Genomic DNA, 22,420 nt, shown 5'->3' with positions numbered 1-22,420 from the left:
AGAATGGGCAATAAACAAAGTTCCCAGTATGTTTCTTTCTTTGTGAGTTGCCCCAGTTCGAAAATCTCCTTTTAATTCCGATAAAACTTCCCGCTTTTATTATAAGCAATGTTCTTCCCATAACAGCCATTCTTATGTATAATATAAATTAGTAAAAAAAATAAAATATTGATCTATCTTCGGGGCAGGGTGTAATTCCCGACCGGCGGTGAGGAGTATTGCTCTAAGTCCGCGAGCCTATTCGTTAGGCTGATTTGGTGAAAATCCAAAACCGACAGTAAAGTCTGGATGGGAGAAGATGGAGGTTCTGCAATCGTTCGAAAAAATTATTAGTTAGAACGTTTGTTAAGTATGCCTTTAAACACTCCCTCAAGCTCATGTTAGCTTGAGGTTTTTATTTGGCGTGCCTTAACAAAATTGCTGAATCTCTCTTCTTAGGCAGATGGATCCTAAAAGGAGAGAGTAAGAAATGAATAAAAAGAAAATGAATGTAAGGAAATTTGTCTTGATTGGAATGATGAGCAGCATGGCTTTTGTGCTTATGTTTATCAAGTTCCCGCTTCCAACGTTTCCTCCATTTTTGACATTGGATTTCAGTGATTTGCCAGCATTGGTAACAGCGTTAATTCTTGGTCCAGTTGCAGGTATATTGGTAGAGTTGATAAAAAACCTTCTGGATTATATTGTCCATAACAGTGAGATTGGAATACCTGTAGGAAATTTAGCAAACTTCATTGCTGGAGTTGCATTTATCCTGCCTGCCTATTTCATCTACAATAAATTGAAATCAAAATTGGGAATGGTGCTCGGCCTTATCTCAAGTGCCCTTGTGATGAGTATAGCCCTTAGCTTCTTCAATTATTTTGTACTATTGCCAGTTTATATTAAGTTTATCGGATGGGACCCAATGACATCTGCCGAAATGCGTGCATATGTAATTTCCTTAATCCTGCCGTTTAACCTTATTAAAGGCGCTATCGTTTCAGCCTTGTTCCTGCTTGTTTTTACGAAAATGAAAGGCTGGATCACAAAGCAAGCTCAATATCGTAAGGTAGCATAATAATAAAAAAAGCAAAAAGAGAAAAACTCTTTTTGCTTTTTTTATTATTCGAATTTTAATGCGTCGCCTTCAAACGGCTCATCTGCCACTTTAATGGAATCTGTTGGGCAGCCTTCAAATGCATCAAGCATATCGTCAAGCAATACTTCTGGAACTTCTACAGTTCCTTCGTTATCGTCAAGCATTACAAATGCCAAGCCTTCATCATCATAATCATAGATATCAGGAGCTGCAGCTCCACATGCACCGCAAGCAATACATGTATCTTTATCAACAATCGTATATTTTGCCATGAGTCGTAAAAACCTCCAGTATTCTTTTGTTAAGTAATATGCATTTATAAATAATGATACATCTTTACTATCCATCCTTTATTGTAAAACTGAATGTATAACTTTTCAATAAAAAAGACCAATATAAAGGAATAAACCTCGCATTAATGATTCAAGTTTAGCTCCAAGTACAGTTTTCGTGGTAAAATATAAAGCAAGAAAGTACATAATTCGACATGAACCATTATTTTAAGGAGTTTTCGTATATGACCTTTATTGAGGTAATCGTGTTATATTGTTTACAAAGAATAAAGGGAGAAAGAACTATCTACTCTGTCCTTCATATCCTAAACGGCAAAAAATCAGCGCAAACGATACAGGATATCCATATTTTTGAACTTATGCCTTTTTTTCAAACATACCCGAATTTATCAAGAGCAGAGTTCGACAGGATTATTTCTGCTTTAAAAGAGCAGAAATGGACTGCTGAAGGAAAAACATTTCAGCATTATGACATCAATCCGAAACAAGAAGATGAGTTTGCGCGTTTACTTATAGAATACCCTATTCCTACCCATTTAAATGGCTGGAAATATCACCGAATTGCTGTAGGATTTTGGGAGCGGCTGGCACTTTCTGTTCAAGTTGCCTCCCATCTTTCCAAAGGCGATAATCGCTATATGCCAATTCAGCGAAATATCGTAGTACAGGCGTGGATGAAGCAAGCATTGCAGAATTATGCTGGCGACAGACAATCACTGAATGAACAGCTTTACCAAGAATTGGCTGATTGCCTCGATGATGAAGCAGTGTTACCTGAATACCTTGTGTGCAGGTTAACAGGGTCAGAGCATATTGGGCTAACTCCAGAGCAAGCGGCAGCTAGTCTTGGGATAGACAGAAGTTATTATGAGCTTTACTTTCTGTCATTGCTTCACTTTATGCTGAAGAAAATTCTCAGTGCTAAAGAAAAATTCCCATTTTTAAGACAAATGGTGATGGATGATAATACTGCATATATTTTGACTAATTCAACCAAAGCGACATATGAATATATTCAAAAAGGCTTAAGCCTTGACGAAATAAGTACAATGCGACGTTTGAAGATGAGTACAATTGAAGATCATATCGCAGAACTCGTGTTGAATATCCCTGATTTTTCGATTGAAGAATATGTTAGTCTCGACAAAATAGCTAAAATAAAAAAAATCGCAGAAGTTACTGCTTCCAAGTCGTTGAAGCAAATCAAACAACAGCTTCCTGAAGTGTCATATTTTGAAATAAGAATCGTTCTTGCGAAGTTAGGGGGAGGCATAAATTGAATTTAGAAAAAAACCTAATGAAATTATTTTCGCTGCCCTCTTTCCGCCCAGGACAAAAGGAAGCAATCTCAGCATTAATGGAGAATCGTCATACATTGGCAATGCTGCCGACTGGAACAGGGAAATCATTGGTGTATCAGCTGCCTGGGAAACTTCTGAAAGGGACGGTCATCATCATTTCGCCATTACTGTCACTCATGCAAGATCAAGTCGAACAAATGAAAATGAATGGCGAAAAAAGTGCTGTTGCCATTAATTCCTTTTTAAACTGGCAAGAGCGAAATGATGTAATTAAAAATATACGCAAGTATAAATTCGTGTTTATTTCCCCAGAAATGATTGGAACAACCTATATATTGAATGTTTTGAAAAAACTGGAAATTGGTTTATTTGTTGTCGATGAAGCTCATTGTATTTCCCAATGGGGCTATGATTTCAGACCAGAGTACCAAAATTTAGGGATAGTGCGCAAGGAGTTGGGAAATCCATTAACATTGGCACTTACAGCAACAGCCACTCCCGCCATCCGAAAAGATATTATATCATCATTAGCTCTAGAATTTGTTGAACAAGTCATTTACAGTGTCGACAGACCCAATATTGCCTTAACAGCAGAAATTTTATCGAGTGGGATAGAAAAAAGGAAAAGGCTTGAAGAACTGACAAACACACTGCAAGGACCTGGCATCATTTATTTTTCAAGCAAAAAGCTGGCAGAGCAAACCGCTGCAGAACTTAAGCAATACTCGGGTAAAAGAATAAATGCCTATCATGGCGGCATGTCCCAAGAGGATCGCATCTTGATTCAGCAACAGTTCTTGAATGGCCAGCTTGATATCGTTTGTGCAACAAGTGCATTCGGCATGGGAGTTAATAAGGAGAACATCCGTTATGTTATTCATTATCATTTCCCAACACAAGTAGAGTCTTTTTTACAGGAAATCGGCAGGGCTGGCAGAGACCGTCAAAACAGTATTTCTATCCTCTTATATGTGCCAGGTGACGAAACGCTTGCTTATCAGCTCACGGAAATGGAGCTGCCGAATGAGCTGCAGTTAAATCAACTGCGAAGGTCTCTGCTTCCATATACTACATATGAAGATTGGGCTGAAAAAGAGCTGGCTTGGATAATGGAGCAATTCACTGAAACTCAATGGCGAGTGCTAACTGCCTATGTTCAGCCAGAAGGAAAAACCTGCAAGCAAATAGAAGCAAAGCTTAACCATTTTAGTGAATTTTGCAAGAACAGGCTTGCTGTTAAAAAACAAAGCATACACGATATGCTTGCATGGGTATTATTAAAGCAATGCCGCAGATCCTATTTGACGAGCTATTTCCAGGAAAAAGAAGCACCAATTAATTCCGTATGCTGTGATAATTGCGGTTTGAATATGGAGAGGTTTTATGCGGGTCAGCCTATTAATGATAAGGCAGAGCTTGTTGGTGATGGCTGGAAAAGACAGCTTGCTTTTATTCTAAATAAGAGAAGAGAAAAAGCCGATGAATAAACAAAAATATTCCCAGCTGTTAAATACTTTGTCTGATAAAGAGCTTATAAAGCACTTATATATAACACAATTTATATTATTAATTATTTCTGCAGGCTTAGGTATATTCGTATTCCAGATAGAAGATCTATTTACTTCTTTAAGCCTCTTTAATTGGAACCATATTTTAATCGGCTTTGCCTTAGGTGCGGCGGTTGTTGGCCTCGATATGATATTTATGAGATATCTACCTGAAAAGTATCATGATGACGGCGGACTAAACAAACGAATATTTCAAAATATGCATCCAGCTCATATCGCCATAATCGCTGCCGTGATTAGTATCAGTGAAGAAATATTGTTTCGCGGTATCCTTCAAACAAATTTAGGATTATTGGCAGCAAGCATTATCTTTGCAGTCATCCACTACCGATATTTATTTAATTGGTTTTTATTTGTAAACATCATCTTTATAAGTCTTTTAATTGGGTTTTTATATATGTGGACAGGAAGTTTACTGGCGACCATTATCATGCATTTTACAATCGACTTTTTCCTTGGTTTGCTGATTAGATATAAGGTTTTTGACTAATTTTAATACGTTTGAAATATGTTTAGGGGGAAGGGATGTTCATGACAAGAGAAGATCCTTACAGAGTTCAAGCAGAACGGCAGAAAAAACGGCTTTCTCGGTTGGAAGAAAGTGAAAAGCCAGCTCAACCGATTCCAAGCAGAGTAACAGAAGAACTGCCGTCGCGCAGAGCTGTTCATCATAAAAAGAAAAAAAAGAAAAAGAAAAACCAAAAGTATACAGGCATGACGATTCTTGCTATTTCTTTTATTGCCCTGCCTGTACTATTGCTCGGCATACATGAAATGATAAACCGCTATTCAGTTGACACAGTGCTTTCAGTGAACAGCTCTTCCAATCAATTCGAGCAGATAGGTGTTGAACAAAAGGGCAGTAGTTCTGCAACTGGTAATGTAACAGTAGAAAAAGAAGACAGTGAAGCAGAAGAAAAGCCTGATGAAACCGCAAAAGAACAAGCAGCCAGTGCTGAGCAGGAAGAAAAAGAAGTAGCCAAGCAGAAAGAAACAGCACAACAGAAAGAAGAGGCTGCAAAGAAACAAGAAACAGAACAACAGAAAGAAGAGGCTACAAAGAAACAAAAAACAGCAGCAGAACAGGAAAAAACCACAGCAGACAGCCAAGCGGAAAAGGCAGCTGCTTCTGAGGTGGAAAAGCAGGAACCGGTTGAAAAAACAGAAACAGAAAATGCAGAAGCAGCCTCCCAACAATCGGTTATCTATCATACTGTAGCAGCTAATGAAACACTATACAGAATAGCGATGAAATATTATAACTCTAAAACTGGAATAGAGATCATTAAGCAAGCAAACCAGCTTACAAGTGATAATGTACTGGCTGGGCAAGTATTAAAAATTCCACAATAACCGCTAAATAAATGATTCTAACTTGTCCTTTCCTTTCATATAGTGAAAGGGAAGGAGGATTGGCATATGGAATCGTCGATATTAAATCTTGACAGCAATACAGATGAAACGACAAAGGAAATGCTGCAAAAGCTAGTGGATAAAAAACGTAAATTTGACATGATAAAAACAAGGCATTTATTTGTTATGTGGCTGACAATTATTTTTGGATTTTTTTACGCTTACTGGCTGTATAAACATATTGCCGTTCCGTTCTCCCATTCCTTTGCCATCATGTTTTCTATTTTTATCGCTAAAACATTTAATCTCTATGCACTGGCCATGATTGTTGGTTCCTTCGGATTTATGAATGTTCTTAAACAAAAAAAGGATAAAGCAGAGAAGGAATATCATGAGCTTCGTTGTGAGATTATCGATAAAGCTAAAGATCTTTGGAAGAAGGAAGAAGAGTGGAAGGGCCGTCACCATGTTTTTTATATGATGAAACAGGAGTATGACATTAATCTTTTCCATGAAACAAAGTAGAGAAAGAGACTAAAATACTGTACTTTAGTCTCTTTTGGCATATTCTAAAATACTTTCTTTCGATCTCTGTCTTCTTTAATAATTTCAACCGCTTCTCTAAACCGCTGGGAATGAATAATTTCTCTTTCCCGCAAAAACCGCAGGCTATCATTTAAGTCAGGATCATCACTCATGTTAATAATCCATTGATAGGTCGCCCGCGCCTTTTCCTCAGCAGCAATATCCTCATATAAATCCGCAATCGGGTCACCTTTAGCCTGGATATATGTAGCAGTCCACGGATTACCTGCAGCATCATGATAAAATAACGCTTTTTCATGTGTGACATAATGCGCATCGAGGCCGGCAGCTTTTAGTTGGTCTGGAGTTGCATCTTTAGTTAATTTATAGATCATTGTTGCAATCATTTCTAAATGAGCAAATTCCTCTGTGCCGATATCTGTTAAAAGGCCAATCACTTTATCAGGTATCGTATAACGCTGATTTAAATAGCGCAGTGCTGCAGCCAGTTCCCCGTCTGCGCCGCCGTATTGCTCTATCAGAAATTTAGCCAGCATGGGATTACAGGTGCTGACCTTAACAGGATACTGCAATTTCTTTTCATAAAGCCACATATCAATGCCCCCTCAATCATTTTTATACTTGCCAAGGCCATGGCCCTGTGTCCCAATCCCATGGACTGCCTGAATAGCTGTTTCCGAATTGCAGAAGTGGACCATACCTGCTTTCATATAGCTGTTTAAACTTTTCTCTTTCTTTAACATAATGATTAAATTGATTGATTGCATCTTGATCATTCGGATGTGTATCAAGATAAAGTGTTAATTCGACCAGTACGAAGTCAACAGCTTGCAGCTGTTCAAGAAGCTGATAATATTCTGCAGGCAGCTGTTTCATCATGCATCACCTTCTCTTTTTTCATAAGGACTATAATAAGGGTCATAAAAAGCTTTCCATAATGTTCCTGCTTTGAGTGCTTCCATTGGTGAAAATTGCGGCAAATGGGGCGGCTGAAAGCCCATATATAAATTGGGCGGGGTGGAATATACTTTTGTTTTCAATGGCGGGCAAGGATCATTAGGGCTTATATAAGGGTGGTATTTTTTATAAAACTGACTCATAACAAAAAGCCCTCCTTTATTTTCATATCTTTACAATAATATGAATGATTTGCAAAATCATTCTAATGTTTTTTGACCGAAGAAGTAACTTGATGCGGATTGCTAATAGTATTTGGTTTTTGATTAATGGGTGCTATTACTATAAAGTATATAGAAAGTTAAAACATTTATAGGGAAGGAAATCTTGTCTTGGCACCAAATGCCCAAGTAGGACAACAGAGTCTTGATGCTTTAGAGGAAATAGTGAAACGGTTAAGGGCTATTGGAGAAATGGGCATGACTTTGATGATATAGTTGAAGGACTTGAAGATTAAGGTGCATAGCTAGTACAAGATATTAGAAAATACAGAAGGGCTAATATTATGGATAAAAAAATTGTAAATAAAACGATAAGAAATGCTATAAAGATTGGTGATATTAATGAAGTAAAGCATTTAATAGATGATAATCCAGAATCTTTACACTTAATGACACCATTTGGTACCTGGTTACATGTTGCAGCAAAGAAAGGACATTTTGAAATAGTAGAGTATCTAGTTCAAAAAGGAATCGATGTTAATACAAAAGGTGGTATCTTTGATGCTTCTTCATTAAATTTGGCAGCAGGAGCTGGGCATTTGAAAATAGTGAAGTATTTAATAGAGCATGGTGCAGAAATAGATGTGAGCTTGGCAAACAGAAATCCGTTATTTGGAGCAATTTATGGCGGGCATAAAGATGTAGCTGAGTTTCTAGTTGAAAAGGGAATAGATATTTCAATTAGATATACAGGAGAGAATATTAAGAATATGGATGCATATGAATATGCTAGACAATTTGGGCAAACAGAAATCGCTAAATATTTAAAGCAGAAGATAGATGAAATAGAATAAATAAAAAACTCTCCGCTACTGGAGAGTTTTTCATTTCCATTAGTGAAGCGATGGGTTTTTACAATGTAAGATAGACTAGACATGATTAAAATCTGCTTGCGTTTTTGAAAGTGAAATTCTCATGACCTCTATACTATTACGATAAAAGGATGCTGATAATACCATTTTCAGAGATTAGAGTAAAAGTCCTGCAGAAAATTATTCTTTTACTTGTTATATTTGTATTGAGAATTATTTTTCCGCCACAACTTATTGGAAACGCTTTAAATCAATGTTGACTTTCTAAGGGGTATTTAAAATTTCTAAAAAATTAGAAGGGAAAAAGAAAAGCATTCTAGGCAATCGCTATTGCTTTAGTATCACCCATTGTTATTATATAGGCTGCTGCAATACCTACAAATGCAGCTGAAACTAATTCTAGCATTTCATCTATCAGTAATTATTCGAACGAGAATGTAGTTGTGCTAAACACAAATGGAGAGCTAGAGGTGGCAGGGGATAGAAGAGGCAGAGGGGTATAATTTCTATTATAAGCAAGCAGCTGAGTCAGATTCTGCTTTTGAACAGTTAGACAGTGAATGGATAAGAGAATATTCCCATTATTTAACATCGGGTGTTCTAGGGGTTAAACAAGCTTTGTACGTTATCAAGATTTAGATGGTAAGGAAAGTTCGGGAAAATCCGTGGTTACTTCCTCTATGAACGTTAAAGGGCATTCGGGAGAAGGCTTTGCTTTCTCTAATATATTCCATGATGGGAACGCCTTCAGGAGTGGTGAATGAATGCAAGAGAACCGCAAGTTATTATATATCCGCAGTGCAAGGACAATATAACGCTGAAGTGAATGGGATAAGTATTAGAGTTATCAGAGAATTACACTGAGTTGGTTTTGTATCATTTATCTTTTGCATCTTCACGGAGATGATTTTTTGCTCTTATTGATAGCTGGCTAAAAACAATAATCAAAATGGAGACAGCGCTACCCCAGGATTAATCTCCGGAAGAATCTGACCAACGGTTAAGAGCATAGTACTTTGATTGAAAATAAGGAGGTTTGATAATGAAAGCAGTTGTTATAGATCATATGTCAAAAATATATCCCGGGGGTAAAAAGGCGGTGGATAATATAAGCATCACTCTTGAGCAAGGTGAAGTTTTTGGATTTTTAGGCCCGAATGGTGCCGGAAAAACCACTACTATCAAAGTTTTGAATGGCATGCTCACACCTTCTGCGGGAAGCTGCCGGGTGTTAGGAATTGATCCGACTCTAAATCCAGAAAAAGTGCATGGTCTATCCGGTGTTGTGACGGAACATGCGCAGATGTATGACAATTTGACAGGGATTCAAAACCTCATTTTTTATGCCTCTGCATTCGGCAAAAGTTCTGGCCAGAGTGAAAGACACGCTGAATCTCTATTAGAAAAGTTGAATCTCTCGAATGCGAAAGATAAAAAACTAACCACCTATTCTACAGGTATGCGCCAACGGCTCTCCCTTGCTCGTGCGTTGATTCATCAACCCAAAGTCCTGTTTTTAGATGAACCTACCTCCGGGCTTGATCCTGAAAGTGCCCAAAGTGTCAACAAACTGATCCAAAGTCTTGCACGTGACAAAGGAATGACCATATTCTTATGTACCCATCAATTGCGCTATGCGCAGGAGGTTTGCACCTCATTTGGATTGATGAATCAGGGAACTTTACTCGCATCTGGAAGTCTTGAGCAGCTTCGTTCCAAGGTTATTTCCGGAATGAAAGTCAAGATAAAAGCCAGCAAGCTACCCGGCAGTCTGTCATATCGAAAAATAGGAGAACGGAATTTTGAAATGGATATTCAAACGGAAGAGGAAATCCCCCATATTGTCTCTAGCATCGTAGAAGAAGGTGGCGATGTTTATCATGTGTCAATGAAGCGTCCTTCGCTGGAGGATATCTATTTCAATTTAATTGAAAAAGAAAAGCAGAAGGAGACCATTAAATGATCAACGCTATGCAAAGAGCCATCATAAAAAAGGATTTACGAGGAATCACAAGTAACAAGCAAATGTTTTCCGTTATGTTGATTGTACCGCTGGTATTGACAGTCATCCTACCCTCGATATTTATCCTAGTCATACACTTTGTGCCAGAAGAAACAGCTGAATTTCAAAAGCTGTTAGAGATGCTTCCCCTTGCGGAACAGGCAGGCAACTTCAATCAGAATATAATAAAGCTTGTGCTGAACAACATTATGCCTGTATTCTTTTTAATCATTCCAATAATGGCTTCTTCTGTAATGGCGGCAAGTTCCATTGTCGGGGAGAAAGCAAATCGCACACTGGAAACGTTACTTTATTGCCCGCTATCATTGCGGCAAATATTCCAATCAAAAATACTTGCTTCCTTTTTGATAAACATGATTGTCTCGTTTACATCATTCTTCGCAATGATTCTTGTCATGGAAATTGAAATAGTTTTAACGACAGGCGCCATTATATTGCCTGACATTAGTTGGATGATTATCATGCTGCTTATATCTCCGGCCATCTCTTTGATTGCCATTACGCTAATTGTACGCGCATCTGCGAAAGCACAGACAGTGGAGGAAGCCCAGCAGCGCACAGTCTTCCTAGTCCTGCCGGTGATACTCCTCGTGGTTGGACAATTTACAGGATTACTGCTTGTAAGTATCTGGATTTTATTAGCTTTAGGAGTTGTGTTGGCATTGCTTGCGGCAATTCTTATGAAAGGCTCGAAGGAGAAATTTAGCTATGAATCTATTTTAAAATAGATGGTTAGATAAGAGGCATTTCAAATTAAGCAGCGTCAGCCCAAATTTGTCAAAGCAGCCATGATGCAATGGGAAGCGGAGTAACGGAGTTTACGCAAAAAAATAATATTGGAGCATAAGAACTCAGATATCCAATTTTATACCTAAATTACAAATCAAATTATTGAAAACATTGCTAGCGGTAAGCAACGGTGAAGGTAAGGTAATCCAAACTGTTTAAAGGGAGGCGAAGTATTAACATTAATCCTCATACCCAAGAAGTAATATAAAATCAAGGTTTACCAAATTGGAAAGGGAGGTCCTAAGCCTCCCTGTTTTCGTTTATGAAAACTGAAAATGTAAATTTTTTCATGAAAAGACAATTATAGTAGAAGGAACACGTAAAATGCCTTGTTAATTTGAGGACTTCGCTTAAAACAAGCTGTCGATTTATTGGTAAAAACAAAGTGAACATTATACAATAATTCAATAGACTAAAAAAAGGGGGGGAAGGGTATGCTTGTGTTGGTTGTTGTGGCAGTCATCCTGATGATCCTTGCAGGAATAGCATTGATTGTAAAGATGCATAAGAATGCAATGGAGGATAACTTGAAATATGAGATGTTTTACTTTCCTAATTTTCCAATGACATTCAAGGAAATTACGATATTTTTCATTTCTGATATACATAGAAGGGAAGTATCTCCTGCCATTGTGGAGGAAGCAAAGGGAATTGCAGAGCTTGTTATTATTGGCGGAGATTTACTTGAAAAGGGCGTCCAGTTTGATACGGTCCGCAGTAATCTCAGAAAGCTTAAAGAAATTGGCCCCGTTTTTTTCGTATGGGGAAATAATGACTATGAAGCAGATATAGAAAAGCTGAAGGAGCTTTTTGCTGAAGAGAATGTAACGGTTCTTGATAATAGATCGGTTTCCTTTACATCTCCGAAAAAACAAAAATGGCATTTAGCTGGGATTGAAGACCGTTCCTTAGAACACGATGATTTAGAAATGGCTTTACAAGGCATCAAGAAATCTGATTTCAAAATACTTGTCAGTCATAATCCGAAAGTAATGGAAGATTTAACGGACGATGATGGAGTGACTTTAGTGCTGAGCGGTCATACTCACGGTGGACAAATTCGGATATTAGGGTTCGGTCCATATGAGAAAGGAACTACGAAGGTCATTGGGAAAACGACTATTCTAGTCAGCAATGGATACGGCACAACCTCCATACCGTTAAGGCTTGGAGCCAAACCGGAAACGCATATTATTAAAATCCAGCATACTAAAGATAAACGAATCTAAATAATACAGACAAATCACCGTTTTCCTGCTTCATTCATACGCTACAGTAAGAGTTTTTTCAGATAGAAGCAGGAGGCATTGTCATGCGCTTAGAACGATTGAATCATAATAGAATAAAGATATACCTGACATTTGATGATCTGTATGAACGTGGACTGACGAAAGATGATATATGGAAAGACTCGATAAAATGGCAATATTTTTTTCATGAAATGCTCGAAGAAGCTAATGATATGTTTGATTTGGAAATACATGGTTCTGTTGCGGTGGAGATTTTCTCGATGAAGGCACAAGGAATGGTCATGATCTTGACGATGAACGAGGAAGAATTCCAAGATGAGGAACTGTTGGCAGAAGGGTTTTTGGAGATGCAGGTTACTGTTGAAGAAACTGTTGATATATTATATGAGTTCTCTGATCTTGAAGATGCCATTCAAGCATGTAAGGTGCTTTTTCAAGCAGGATTTTCCGGCGGAACATTCTCGAGCGCTGATGGCAAATATTACTTGTATTTTCCTGATATTCAGGCTGTCAAGGAAGCACAGGCAGCAGCAATCTTAAGTGAATTCGGTGAAGCAAGCATCAAGAGCATCCACATGATTGAGGAATACGGGTGTACAATCCAAAAGAAAAACGCGATTGAGATGATCAACCAATATTTTAAATGAAGACAAAATATAATGCTTTTTACTCGGTTTTTTCCCTCAAGCTCTTTTTTGGCCGCATTTTGCCAGTAAAGAGCTTTTTTGTATTTTCGCGGCCTTAAATTTACACGTAAAAAAATCAAAATCAGTTAACTTCATCATTGGTAATTTCGAGGAAAAATGATAAGATAATGATAAAGAATTATATCTTAATTCTTTATAGGTGTGTCAAGCAATCTCTATTTAGTAAAAAGAAAAGAATATGCCAAAATAGTGTGAAAGATAAGGACAAAGTTGTATCTTTTTGAATATATTATAAAGGAGAGCATACTATAAAACATCTTTCCACAGTGGCAAGTCATTTTGATTAATTGGCTCTGTCCTGCATACCAAAAAAAGGTTATGCAACGGCTACAGAGACGATCCATTTATAAAAAAAGTTAGCAGCAATGAGTTCTTTATTGAGTGTACTTCGAGAAATGTACATACTATAATTTTAAAGTAAGTTAAAATGTATGTAGACAAAAAGGAAATGCTAGTCTTTAATGAGAATTTTGACCGTTAAAAATGATAATTTAACTTTGCAGTTTTTTAGGAGGATTCATTAAATGGTAGCCAAAAAGTCTAATGAAAAAAAGATTGTTGAAGAGCAACACGATGTTTTAAAATCAACACAAACGATCATTCATAAGGCATTGAATAAGCTAGGATATTCTGATGAGGTGTATGAACTACTGAAGGAACCGATCCGTATGATGACAGTGAAGATACCTGTAAGGATGGACGATGGCAGTGTGAAAATATTCACTGGCTACCGGGCACAGCATAATGATGCAGTCGGCCCAACAAAGGGAGGGATCAGATTCCACCCTCAAGTTACAGAAACAGAGGTAAAGGCACTTTCTATCTGGATGAGCCTAAAATGCGGAATTGTTGATCTTCCATATGGCGGCGGTAAAGGTGGAATTGTCTGCGATCCTCGTGACATGTCCTTCAGAGAGCTGGAGAGATTGAGCAGAGGCTATGTAAGAGCAATCAGTCAGATTGTCGGCCCGACAAAGGATATTCCTGCACCTGATGTTTTCACGAACTCACAAATAATGGCATGGATGATGGACGAGTACAGCAGAATTGATGAGTTCAACTCACCTGGCTTTATTACAGGCAAGCCTCTCGTACTAGGAGGCTCACATGGAAGGGAAACGGCAACTGCTAAAGGTGTGACAATCTGCATCCGAGAAGCGGCCAAGAGAAAAGGCATCGAAATTAAAGGAGCAAGAGTTGTTGTGCAAGGCTTTGGAAATGCAGGCAGCTTTTTAGCGAAATTTATGCATGATGCTGGTGCTAAGGTAATCGGAATTTCCGATGCATATGGTGCTTTGCATGATCCAAATGGTTTAGATATTGACTATCTTCTCGACAGAAGAGACAGCTTCGGAACGGTAACGAATTTATTTAACAATACGATTACAAACCAAGAGCTCTTGGAATTGGATTGTGATATATTGGTTCCTGCAGCAATTGAAAACCAAATCACTGAAAAAAATGCTCATAATATTAAAGCAAGCATTGTGGTAGAAGCGGCAAATGGGCCTACAACACTTGAAGCTACAACAATCTTGACGGAAAAAGGCATTCTTTTAGTGCCGGATGTATTAGCATCTGCCGGCGGTGTAACAGTTTCTTATTTTGAGTGGGTTCAGAACAATCAAGGCTTCTACTGGACTGAGGAAGAAGTCGAAGAAAAATTGGAAAAAGTAATGAGCAAATCATTTGAGAACATTTATGAAACAGCACAAATCCGCAGGGTGGATATGAGATTGGCTGCTTATATGGTCGGTGTTCGAAAAATGGCGGAAGCGTCAAGATTCCGCGGCTGGATTTAAGTTAGGATAACAAACTATTGTATAATAACCAAAAATCTCCTATGCTATAAATAGGAGATTTTTTTTCAGGTATTTACATATTTTGCTCATGCTGTGCATGAGAGTTGTATAGAAGTTAGGAGAGATTAACATGAACGAAGAACAAGCGATTATAATCGGTGCTGGGCCTTGTGGATTAGCTGCTGCTATCGCCTTGCAAAAAATCAACATTAACCCCCTTATCATTGAAAAGGGAAATGTGGTAAATGCGATACATGGATATCCAACTCACCAGACTTTTTTCAGCACGAGCGAAAAGCTGGAAATTGGGGATGTGGCCTTTCTTACTGAACAATATAAACCAAACCGAAATCAGGCGCTTGTGTATTATAGAGAAGTAGCAAAACGAAAAAACTTAAGGATTCATGCATATGAAGAAGTGCAGAATGTAACAAAGGAAAATAATCTGTTCAAATTGCAAACCTCAAAGGGAGAATACCGCGCCAATTACGTGATTGTCGCAACTGGGTATTATGACCACCCGAACTATATGAATGTACCAGGGGAGGATTTACCTAAGGTTAGCCACTATTTTAAGGAAGCGCACCCGTATTTTAATCATGATGTAACAGTAATCGGCGGAAAAAACTCAAGTGTGGATGCTGCGATTGAATTGGTGAAAGCAGGAGCCCGCGTAACGGTATTGTACAGAGGCACAGAATATTCAAGCAGCATTAAGCCGTGGATTCTTCCAGAGTTTGAAGCCCTTGTCAGAAACGGTGTTATAAAAATGGAATTTGCTTCAGAAGTGGTAGAAATTAAAGAAAAAACCTTAACGTATAAGAAGCAAGGTGAGAATAAGGAAATTGCGAATGATTTCGTGTTTGCGATGACTGGATATCATCCTGATCACGGATTTATTAAGAAGATGGGAGTCGAAATCGAAGCAGACTCTGGCAGGCCTGTATTTAATCCGGACACTATGGAAACGAATGTGGAAGGAATTTTCATCGCCGGGGTAATTGCAGCTGGCAATAATGCAAACGAAATATTTATTGAAAATGGCAGGTTCCATGGGGACCAGATAGCTGAAGCGATAGCGGCAAGAAAATAAGAATCCGCAAAAGTTCGCTGGCAAAAAGGGAGAGGGAAAGAGCGAATGTTAGCCATACTATCCGCTGGTATTGCACCTGGCTTGGCGCTTTTAAGTTATTTTTATTTAAAAGATCAATATGAATCAGAACCGATAGCGCTAGTGTTTAGAGCATTTATAACAGGTGCTCTGCTTGTTTTTCCAATCATGTTTATCCAATATGTTCTTCGCGTCGAAGAAGCTGTTCCATCTCATTTATTGAATTCCTTTGTAACAACGAGCCTCTTAGAGGAGTTTTTCAAATGGTTTATTTTGTTCTTTACAGCTTATCAGCATATTGAGTTTGATGAACCATATGATGGAATCATTTATGGAGTGTCCATATCACTTGGCTTTGCGACTGTTGAAAACATTCTTTATCTTGTAGCAAATGGTGTGGAATATGCATTAGGAAGAGCCTTGCTGCCTGTATCAAGCCATGCTCTTTTTGGTGTTATCATGGGCTATTACCTTGGTAAAGGGAAGTTTACTATGCCAAAAAGCAAATGGATCTTCTATTCCTTAATTGTACCGTTCATCCTACATGGGATTTACGATTATATATTAACATTTCAAAAAAATTGGCTTTTGTTCATTACGCCGTTCATGCTGTTTCTTTGGTGGCTTGGTTTGAGAAAAGTTAAAATGGCAAGAGAGCTGAGTCGGGAACATGTCAGCAAATATATGAAGGCAAACCTATAGAGCGCGCATGAAAGGCCGTCTTTAGCCTTTTATAAAGCTTAAAATATGCGAATATATCCCTTAAAAAGAAAATGAAATTGTTCATTTTCTTTTTTTTTGCATAAAAACCAAGTGGCTACAAAAAATAGAGTCAATGACAAATAGTATTCACATCTGGGGGTAACACGCATGAATAAAAAGTTCTTAACGAAAATTTCTGTCGTAATTTCCGCCTGTATCATTCTAGCAACATTAGCGAATGTGGAGCATAAAGCGGAAGCGTTCTCGAATCAAGTGATTCAGCAAGGTGCTGTTGGAGATGATGTAATTGAATTGCAAGCAAGACTCCAATATATAGGATTTTACAATGGCAAAATTGATGGAGTCTTTGGCTGGAAAACATATTGGGCATTAAGAAACTTCCAATATGAATTCGGGCTGCCAATTGACGGACTCGCCGGCTGGCAAACAAAACTAAAGCTAGCTAAAGCATCAAAGTATAATGAGCAATTTGTAAAAGAACAAATTGACACCGGGAAAAAATTCTCACATTACGGTGGGACAGATTTGAATAAGCAAAAAACACCTTCTGCAAATAAAAACAAGGCTGGCAATGCAAATAAGTCAGGGACTGCTAATAAGTCAAACACAGGAACTAATACAAATAAGGCAGCAAATAATAATCAGCAAAAACCAGCAACACAAAAACCAGCAACAAAAAAACAAACAAATCAATCAAAAGCAAATAACGCTGGAGCCAATAATAAAGCAAACACTAACAATAATGTCGCAAACAATAATACAAAGGCAACTCCGCCAAAAGCGAATGCTGGCGAATCGGTGAAGAAAAAAACGCCGACAGCTGCTAATGTTCCTAACGGTTTCTCACAGAATGATATTCAGCTAATGGCAAATGCCGTTTATGGAGAATCAAGAGGTGAGCCTTATATCGGTCAGGTTGCTGTTGCTTCTGTCATTCTTAACCGGGTGACTAGCCCTTCGTTTCCGAATACAGTATCAGGGGTTATCTTTGAACCAAGAGCGTTCACAGCTGTTGCAGATGGACAAATCTGGCTGACACCTAATGAGACGGCAAAACAAGCTGTCCTTGACGCTATAAATGGATGGGACCCTACAGGAAATGCTATCTATTATTTTAACCCAGCAACCGCAACTAGCGGTTGGATTTGGTCAAGACCGCAAATTAAGCAAATAGGCAAGCACATATTCTGTAAATAAAAGGGGTGAACGTTAAATGCTTAGAGGGATATTGATAGGTATTTTGACAATCGGAGTTGCAGGTGCAGCATTTTGGGGCTATCAAGAACATAAGGAAAAAAATGCAGTATTAATGAATGCTGAAAACAGCTATCAACGTGCTTTCCATGATCTTTCCTATCAAATAGATTTGCTTCATGATCAAATTGGAACAACACTTGCGATGAATTCACAAGAATCACTGTCTCCGTCACTGGCGGAAGTATGGAGAATAACTTCACAGGCCCATAGCGATGTTGGCCAGCTGCCGCTCACTTTATTGCCATTCAATAAGACAGAGGAATTTTTAGCAAATATCGGAGATTTCAGCTACCGGACGGCTGTCCGAAATTTAGATGATGAACCACTGTCCGATAAGGAATATAAATCATTGAAAAAGCTGTATGGAGATGCAAAGGATATTCAAGATGAATTGCGCAATGTGCAGCATCTAGTTCTAGAAAACAATTTACGCTGGATGGACGTTGAGATGGCCTTGGCAACGAATAAGCAAGGAGATAATACAATCATTGATGGTTTAAAAACTGTTGAGGACAAAGTAGATGGCTACCAAGAAACAAGCTTTGGCGTTACAAATGTTAATATGGAAAAAAAGGATGAAAACTTCAGCAGTTTAGAAGGAGAAGAAATCACGAAAAAAGAAGCACAAAAAATCGCCGAAGATTATGCAGCATTTAAAGGTGATGTGGAAGTCAACATCACAGAGAATGGCAAAGGATCTGGATATGGATTTTACAGTGTCTCTCTTAAAGAAAAAGATACTGGAACAGAAGCAAATATGGATATTACCAAAAAGGGCGGATATCCAATCTGGTCGATTGTTTCAAGAGATGTTAAAAAACAAAAAATCAGTTTAAATGATGCTAGCAACAAGGCAACGGATTTTTTGAAACAGCATGACTTTAAAGACTTGACATTATTTGAAAGTATGCAATATGACAATATCGGTGTCTTTACCTATGTAACAGAGGATAACGGGGTAAGAATTTATCCTGACAGCATTAAGATAAAAGTTGCTCTAGATAATGGGAATATTATCGGCTTTACTGCTGAAGATTACTTAAAACAGCATAAGAGTCGGGATTTTAAAGATCCCGCAATATCTAAGTCTGAGGCACAAAAGAAAATCAGCAAAAATGTTAACATAATGGAAGACGGATTGGCTGTTATTCTTAATGATTTAAACGATGAAGTATTATGCTATGAATTTATCGGCACATTGGATGATGATACGTATCGTATTTATATTAATGCTGATACTGGCACAGAAGAAAAAGTCGAAAAACTCAAAAATGCTGAACCTTTATATGATGACGTTGTTTAATAGTAAAAAAGCAGTAGGGGCATCTTGTTCCTTGCTGCTTTTTTACTACGTTTTTTTCTGTGGACTATTGATAAGGAAGATGTTTTTGCGATAATATAGGTAAAAAGAATTAATTCCTAATTAGCAAACGAAGAAAGCGTGGTACTATAGTGATAAATATCGGAGATACGTTAATATTAGAGCCAGCTCATAGTGAGAACTCAGAAAAATATAAATGCCGTTTAGTTGATAGAAAAGAAAATGAAATCTATATAGATTATCCCATCCATGCTGAAACAAAAAAGGCCGTCTTCTTGCTGAACGGAACACAGCTAAAGGTCAGCTTTGTTACAAGTCAAGGAGCGGTTTACATGTTCGACTCAGAAATTATCGGGAGAGAGAAGCAAAACAATATACCAATGCTTATCCTTCATTTCCCGAACAGTGACCAGTTTATTAAGATTCAGAGGAGAGAGTATGTCAGAGTAGAAACAAATGTGGATGTTGCCATCTCTTCTGACGACACAGAAGTGGCGCCGTTTGCGACAATAACAACAGACATAAGTGCAGGCGGAGCAGCCATTCTTGTGCCGGCAGGTTCTAATCTTAAGGCAGAGACCATTGTGTACACCAACTTTGTTTTGCCGATGCAAAACGGTGATTATTATTATTTAAAGGTGAAGGCAATCGTTAAAAAAATCATTAATTATAATGAAACACATAATAAAGCGCCGCTGGAATTTATCGAGGTAAGCGCAAATGACCGCCAGCTTTTCTTGCGTTTCTGTTTTGACCGTCAGCTTTCTTTCCGTAAGAAAGGACTGGAAATCTGAATAAACTCGATAAGATATTCCGATACTAAACAGGTAAAGTGAATTCGCCTGTTTAATATCAAAAAGGGCACAACAGAAATCGAGGTTAGTGGAAAATGAAGCGATTTGAACGGTTGTTGTTTAAGTTAATTGCCATCCAGTTGTTTTTTTTGCTAGCTGGTCAAATACTTCATCAAGTAAACATACTTCCAGAACTGCATCAGCTTGCCCAATATGAAGGGGTATCTAAGTCGAATTACACCTCCATTTTGGAAACACTCGGGCTTAGCCAGGAGTAGAGCTTGAAAAACCTTTCGATTTTAATCTGAAAGGTTTTTTTGTACTTGAAAATCAAATGTGAAAAAATAGTACGGATTTTAATAGGTTTAATCAACAAATTGGGATAGAAAATATGATAAAATAAAAACTGATAAAATTCTGTTCTAAGTAATTTCAAATTATATGTTGGATACTGGGATAGTGAAGGTTTTAGGAGGAAATATGAAAAAAATCAGCATTGCAATAGATGGACCGGCAGCTGCCGGAAAAAGCACAGTAGCCAAAATTGTAGCAGAACAACTAGGCTATATATATATCGATACTGGGGCAATGTACAGGGCGCTAACCTTAAAAGCCTTAAACACTGGGATTAACTTGGAGGACGAGGCAGCGTTAGAAAGTATGTTAGACAGTACGGCTATCGAGCTTTTCCCTGGTGAAAAGGGACAGAAAATTTTCTTGGACAGCGTCGACGTTACGGAAGATATCCGCAGAAGCAATGTGACAAATTCTGTGTCCATTGCAGCGAAGCATAAGTTAGTGCGTGAAGAGATGGTTCGCAGACAACAGGGGTTTGCAATCGGCGGAGGCGTGGTAATGGATGGTAGGGACATTGGAACACATGTCATCCCGCATGCTGAAGTAAAGGTGTTCTTACTTGCTTCAGTAGAGGAAAGAGCAGTTAGACGCCATACTGAAAATATTGCTAAAGGTTTTGAATCGGATTTGGAGCAGCTGAAGTCGGAAATAGCAGCAAGAGATAAATTAGATTCTGAACGAGAAGTGGCTCCGCTTAAAAAAGCAGAAGACGCAATCGAAATTGATACGACTTCTTTATCCATCAATGATGTGGTAGGCAAAATTATGGCATTGACAGAGGATAAGATTACAAACTGATTGCCGCTTATGCGGCTGTAAAGCGCGCTAGTGTTTCTTACTTGACAAATAATCACATTTATAAGAAGTTAGATAGAAGAAAATAAATTTTTATTATTCTATTAATTTTTTATGAAAGCTATATGGAATGAGCAATTATTGCATTATTTCATTAGAAAAGTTTAAGGAGGAGTACATATGTCTGAAGAATTAAATGATATCGTTGTTCATAACTACACAGTTGGGGACCGCGTAACAGGTAAAGTTACTAAGGTTGAAGAAAAACAAGTTATTATTGCCATCAGTGACAGTAAACTGGATGGTATTATTCCGATTAGCGAATTGTCCAGCCTTCATATTGAAAAAGCAGAAGATGTAGTTTCAGAAGGAGAAGAGCTTGATCTTCAAGTTATTAAAGTAGAAGAGGATGCTCTTGTTCTGTCTAAACGTAAAGTCGATGCTGAAAAAGCTTGGGAAAGCTTAGAAGAAAAGTTCAACTCTGGTGAAATCTTTGATGCAGAAGTGAAGGATGTAGTAAAAGGCGGGCTTGTCGTTGATTTAGGTGTGCGCGGTTTTGTTCCTGCATCGCTTGTAGAAGCACATTATGTGGAAGACTTCTCTGATTATAAAGGAAAAACTATTTCCTTTAAGATTGTAGAGCTTGAAAAGGATAAAAATCGTTTAATCCTTTCCCATAAGGCTGTTATTGAAGAAGAGAAAAGCAAGCAAAAACAAAACTTGCTTGAATCTTTGCAAGAAGGACAGACGCTTCAAGGGGTTGTTCAAAGAATAACTGACTTTGGTGCATTCGTAGACTTGGGCGGTATAGATGGTTTAGTGCATATCTCTCAGCTGTCACATGAGCATATCACTAACCCTTCAGATGTTGTTCAGGAAGGTCAAGAAGTCAATGTGAAAATCTTAAGCGTTGACCGCAATAATGACCGAATTTCCTTATCTATTAAAGATACATTGCCAGGACCGTGGGCAAATATCGCAGAAAAAGCGGAAAAAGGCAGTATTTTAGAAGGAACAGTTAAACGTATCGTTTCATATGGTGCATTCGTTGAAGTGTTCCCAGGGGTAGAAGGACTTGTCCATATTTCTCAAATCGCTCATAAGCATATCGGCACACCGCATGAAGTGCTTAAAGAAGGGCAAACAGTTCAAGTGAAGGTGCTTGATGTGAATGAAGAGGAACAGCGCCTTTCCTTAAACATCAAAGACTTGACGGAAAAAGAGCAAGAAGAAGATGAAGTATATGAGCTGCCAGAGGAATCAAAAGGGTTCCAATTAGGTGACATGATTGGCGAGCAATTGAAAAAACTAAAGCAGCAATAATAATATAGAGCTGTCCAAGAAGGGCAAACAGCTTCT

At 38.1% G+C, this 22,420-nt stretch carries 24 protein-coding genes and 1 riboswitch; of the genes, 20 read left to right on the top strand and 4 right to left on the bottom strand.

What is annotated here, in order from left to right:
- Window positions 1-171: 171 nt before the first annotated feature.
- A riboswitch (FMN riboswitch) is annotated at window positions 172-304 on the top strand.
- 165 nt (window positions 305-469) lie between these two features.
- Complete coding sequence (locus L8T27_RS12660; RefSeq protein WP_233313322.1) at window positions 470-1,060, top strand: ECF transporter S component; 591 nt, start codon at window positions 470-472, stop codon at window positions 1,058-1,060.
- A gap of 44 nt (window positions 1,061-1,104) precedes the next feature.
- Here L8T27_RS12660 and L8T27_RS12655 read toward each other — a convergent pair whose 3' ends face one another.
- Window positions 1,105-1,353 carry a ferredoxin gene (locus L8T27_RS12655; protein WP_233313323.1) on the bottom strand — a complete coding sequence of 83 codons (249 nt, stop codon included), beginning with the start codon at window positions 1,351-1,353 and terminating at the stop codon, window positions 1,105-1,107.
- A gap of 245 nt (window positions 1,354-1,598) precedes the next feature.
- Here L8T27_RS12655 and L8T27_RS12650 point away from each other — a divergent pair, with 245 nt between their 5' ends.
- The 5 genes from L8T27_RS12650 (at window position 1,599) to L8T27_RS12630 (ending at window position 6,121) form a co-directional block, all read left to right on the top strand.
- Window positions 1,599-2,654, top strand: a complete 1,056-nt coding sequence (locus L8T27_RS12650) for a YpbB family protein (protein WP_237941670.1) — start codon at window positions 1,599-1,601, stop codon at window positions 2,652-2,654.
- The gene (locus L8T27_RS12645; RefSeq protein WP_349238802.1) at window positions 2,651-4,162 is read left to right on the top strand and encodes a RecQ family ATP-dependent DNA helicase; all 1,512 of its coding nucleotides are present in this window, start codon (window positions 2,651-2,653) and stop codon (window positions 4,160-4,162) included. The genes L8T27_RS12650 and L8T27_RS12645 overlap by 4 nt, the downstream gene beginning before the upstream one ends.
- Window positions 4,155-4,733 carry a CPBP family intramembrane glutamic endopeptidase gene (locus tag L8T27_RS12640; RefSeq protein WP_237941669.1) on the top strand — a complete coding sequence of 193 codons (579 nt, stop codon included), beginning with the start codon at window positions 4,155-4,157 and terminating at the stop codon, window positions 4,731-4,733. Before L8T27_RS12645 ends, L8T27_RS12640 begins: the two co-directional genes overlap by 8 nt.
- 41 nt (window positions 4,734-4,774) lie before the next feature.
- Entirely contained in the window at window positions 4,775-5,596 is an 822-nt protein-coding gene (locus L8T27_RS12635) for a LysM peptidoglycan-binding domain-containing protein (protein WP_237941668.1), read from the top strand.
- Window positions 5,597-5,662: 66 nt separating this feature from the next.
- Complete coding sequence (locus tag L8T27_RS12630) at window positions 5,663-6,121, top strand: YpbF family protein (protein WP_233313327.1); 459 nt, start codon at window positions 5,663-5,665, stop codon at window positions 6,119-6,121.
- A 44-nt stretch (window positions 6,122-6,165) separates the two neighbouring features.
- Here L8T27_RS12630 and L8T27_RS12625 read toward each other — a convergent pair whose 3' ends face one another.
- Genes L8T27_RS12625 through L8T27_RS12615 form a run of 3 tightly spaced genes read right to left on the bottom strand, consistent with a single transcriptional unit; the run spans window position 6,166 to window position 7,242 of the window.
- Window positions 6,166-6,735: a manganese catalase family protein gene (locus L8T27_RS12625; RefSeq protein WP_233313328.1), complete on the bottom strand. Its 570-nt coding sequence runs from the start codon at window positions 6,733-6,735 to the stop codon at window positions 6,166-6,168.
- Window positions 6,736-6,757: 22 nt separating this feature from the next.
- Entirely contained in the window at window positions 6,758-7,018 is a 261-nt protein-coding gene (locus tag L8T27_RS12620) for a spore coat protein CotJB (protein WP_282581436.1), read from the bottom strand.
- The gene (locus L8T27_RS12615) at window positions 7,018-7,242 is read right to left on the bottom strand and encodes a spore coat associated protein CotJA (protein WP_233313330.1); all 225 of its coding nucleotides are present in this window, start codon (window positions 7,240-7,242) and stop codon (window positions 7,018-7,020) included. Before L8T27_RS12615 ends, L8T27_RS12620 begins: the two co-directional genes overlap by 1 nt.
- 362 nt (window positions 7,243-7,604) lie before the next feature.
- Between L8T27_RS12615 and L8T27_RS12610 the strand changes: the two genes are divergently transcribed.
- The 14 genes from L8T27_RS12610 (at window position 7,605) to rpsA (ending at window position 22,384) form a co-directional block, all read left to right on the top strand.
- A complete protein-coding gene (locus tag L8T27_RS12610) occupies window positions 7,605-8,114 on the top strand; it encodes an ankyrin repeat domain-containing protein (protein WP_233313331.1) in 510 nt (169 codons plus the stop codon).
- A gap of 1,060 nt (window positions 8,115-9,174) precedes the next feature.
- Entirely contained in the window at window positions 9,175-10,095 is a 921-nt protein-coding gene (locus L8T27_RS12605; RefSeq protein WP_237941667.1) for an ABC transporter ATP-binding protein, read from the top strand.
- Complete coding sequence (locus tag L8T27_RS12600; protein ID WP_237941666.1) at window positions 10,092-10,883, top strand: ABC transporter permease subunit; 792 nt, start codon at window positions 10,092-10,094, stop codon at window positions 10,881-10,883. The genes L8T27_RS12605 and L8T27_RS12600 overlap by 4 nt, the downstream gene beginning before the upstream one ends.
- A gap of 495 nt (window positions 10,884-11,378) precedes the next feature.
- The gene (locus tag L8T27_RS12595; protein WP_233313334.1) at window positions 11,379-12,173 is read left to right on the top strand and encodes a metallophosphoesterase; all 795 of its coding nucleotides are present in this window, start codon (window positions 11,379-11,381) and stop codon (window positions 12,171-12,173) included.
- Window positions 12,174-12,256: 83 nt separating this feature from the next.
- Window positions 12,257-12,841, top strand: a complete 585-nt coding sequence (locus L8T27_RS12590; protein WP_233313335.1) for an adaptor protein MecA — start codon at window positions 12,257-12,259, stop codon at window positions 12,839-12,841.
- Between the two features lie 584 nt (window positions 12,842-13,425).
- On the top strand, window positions 13,426-14,703 hold the full coding sequence (locus L8T27_RS12585; protein WP_233313336.1) for a Glu/Leu/Phe/Val family dehydrogenase: 1,278 nt from the start codon (window positions 13,426-13,428) through the stop codon (window positions 14,701-14,703).
- A gap of 130 nt (window positions 14,704-14,833) precedes the next feature.
- Window positions 14,834-15,796: a YpdA family putative bacillithiol disulfide reductase gene (locus L8T27_RS12580; protein WP_233313337.1), complete on the top strand. Its 963-nt coding sequence runs from the start codon at window positions 14,834-14,836 to the stop codon at window positions 15,794-15,796.
- 45 nt (window positions 15,797-15,841) lie between these two features.
- Complete coding sequence (gene prsW, locus L8T27_RS12575; protein ID WP_237941665.1) at window positions 15,842-16,516, top strand: glutamic-type intramembrane protease PrsW; 675 nt, start codon at window positions 15,842-15,844, stop codon at window positions 16,514-16,516.
- A gap of 168 nt (window positions 16,517-16,684) precedes the next feature.
- Complete coding sequence (gene sleB, locus L8T27_RS12570) at window positions 16,685-17,734, top strand: spore cortex-lytic enzyme (RefSeq protein WP_237941664.1); 1,050 nt, start codon at window positions 16,685-16,687, stop codon at window positions 17,732-17,734.
- A gap of 16 nt (window positions 17,735-17,750) precedes the next feature.
- The gene (gene ypeB, locus L8T27_RS12565) at window positions 17,751-19,097 is read left to right on the top strand and encodes a germination protein YpeB (RefSeq protein ID WP_237941663.1); all 1,347 of its coding nucleotides are present in this window, start codon (window positions 17,751-17,753) and stop codon (window positions 19,095-19,097) included.
- 149 nt (window positions 19,098-19,246) lie between these two features.
- Window positions 19,247-19,909 (top strand): flagellar brake protein, encoded by a 663-nt coding sequence (locus L8T27_RS12560; protein ID WP_233313341.1) that lies wholly within the window; start codon window positions 19,247-19,249, stop codon window positions 19,907-19,909.
- Between the two features lie 95 nt (window positions 19,910-20,004).
- Entirely contained in the window at window positions 20,005-20,187 is a 183-nt protein-coding gene (locus tag L8T27_RS12555; protein WP_233313342.1) for a YpfB family protein, read from the top strand.
- A 202-nt stretch (window positions 20,188-20,389) separates the two neighbouring features.
- On the top strand, window positions 20,390-21,064 hold the full coding sequence (gene cmk / locus L8T27_RS12550; RefSeq protein WP_233313343.1) for a (d)CMP kinase: 675 nt from the start codon (window positions 20,390-20,392) through the stop codon (window positions 21,062-21,064).
- A gap of 177 nt (window positions 21,065-21,241) precedes the next feature.
- Window positions 21,242-22,384, top strand: a complete 1,143-nt coding sequence (gene rpsA / locus L8T27_RS12545; protein WP_233313344.1) for a 30S ribosomal protein S1 — start codon at window positions 21,242-21,244, stop codon at window positions 22,382-22,384.
- The last annotated feature ends 36 nt before the right edge of the window (window positions 22,385-22,420 follow it).

It is taken from the genome of Niallia sp. Man26 (genome assembly GCF_022049065.2).
Lineage (GTDB): Bacteria > Bacillota > Bacilli > Bacillales > Cytobacillaceae > Niallia.
The sequence above is the reverse complement of the archived record's forward strand: the minus strand, read 5'-3'. Positions and strand labels throughout refer to the sequence as shown.

Bases quoted from the DNA above. Each gene is read 5' to 3' on its own strand.
- L8T27_RS12660 (WP_233313322.1), top strand. From the start codon at position 470: ATGAATAAAAAGAAAATGAATGTAAGGAAATTTGTCTTGATTGGAATG.
- L8T27_RS12655 (WP_233313323.1), bottom strand. From the start codon at position 1,353: ATGGCAAAATATACGATTGTTGATAAAGATACATGTATTGCTTGCGGT.
- L8T27_RS12650 (WP_237941670.1), top strand. From the start codon at position 1,599: ATGACCTTTATTGAGGTAATCGTGTTATATTGTTTACAAAGAATAAAG.
- L8T27_RS12640 (WP_237941669.1), top strand. From the start codon at position 4,155: ATGAATAAACAAAAATATTCCCAGCTGTTAAATACTTTGTCTGATAAA.
- L8T27_RS12635 (WP_237941668.1), top strand. From the start codon at position 4,775: ATGACAAGAGAAGATCCTTACAGAGTTCAAGCAGAACGGCAGAAAAAA.
- L8T27_RS12630 (WP_233313327.1), top strand. From the start codon at position 5,663: ATGGAATCGTCGATATTAAATCTTGACAGCAATACAGATGAAACGACA.
- L8T27_RS12625 (WP_233313328.1), bottom strand. From the start codon at position 6,735: ATGTGGCTTTATGAAAAGAAATTGCAGTATCCTGTTAAGGTCAGCACC.
- L8T27_RS12620 (WP_282581436.1), bottom strand. From the start codon at position 7,018: ATGAAACAGCTGCCTGCAGAATATTATCAGCTTCTTGAACAGCTGCAA.
- L8T27_RS12615 (WP_233313330.1), bottom strand. From the start codon at position 7,242: ATGAGTCAGTTTTATAAAAAATACCACCCTTATATAAGCCCTAATGAT.
- L8T27_RS12610 (WP_233313331.1), top strand. From the start codon at position 7,605: ATGGATAAAAAAATTGTAAATAAAACGATAAGAAATGCTATAAAGATT.
- L8T27_RS12605 (WP_237941667.1), top strand. From the start codon at position 9,175: ATGAAAGCAGTTGTTATAGATCATATGTCAAAAATATATCCCGGGGGT.
- L8T27_RS12600 (WP_237941666.1), top strand. From the start codon at position 10,092: ATGATCAACGCTATGCAAAGAGCCATCATAAAAAAGGATTTACGAGGA.
- L8T27_RS12595 (WP_233313334.1), top strand. From the start codon at position 11,379: ATGCTTGTGTTGGTTGTTGTGGCAGTCATCCTGATGATCCTTGCAGGA.
- L8T27_RS12590 (WP_233313335.1), top strand. From the start codon at position 12,257: ATGCGCTTAGAACGATTGAATCATAATAGAATAAAGATATACCTGACA.
- L8T27_RS12585 (WP_233313336.1), top strand. From the start codon at position 13,426: ATGGTAGCCAAAAAGTCTAATGAAAAAAAGATTGTTGAAGAGCAACAC.
- L8T27_RS12580 (WP_233313337.1), top strand. From the start codon at position 14,834: ATGAACGAAGAACAAGCGATTATAATCGGTGCTGGGCCTTGTGGATTA.
- prsW (WP_237941665.1), top strand. From the start codon at position 15,842: ATGTTAGCCATACTATCCGCTGGTATTGCACCTGGCTTGGCGCTTTTA.
- sleB (WP_237941664.1), top strand. From the start codon at position 16,685: ATGAATAAAAAGTTCTTAACGAAAATTTCTGTCGTAATTTCCGCCTGT.
- ypeB (WP_237941663.1), top strand. From the start codon at position 17,751: ATGCTTAGAGGGATATTGATAGGTATTTTGACAATCGGAGTTGCAGGT.
- L8T27_RS12555 (WP_233313342.1), top strand. From the start codon at position 20,005: ATGAAGCGATTTGAACGGTTGTTGTTTAAGTTAATTGCCATCCAGTTG.
- cmk (WP_233313343.1), top strand. From the start codon at position 20,390: ATGAAAAAAATCAGCATTGCAATAGATGGACCGGCAGCTGCCGGAAAA.
- rpsA (WP_233313344.1), top strand. From the start codon at position 21,242: ATGTCTGAAGAATTAAATGATATCGTTGTTCATAACTACACAGTTGGG.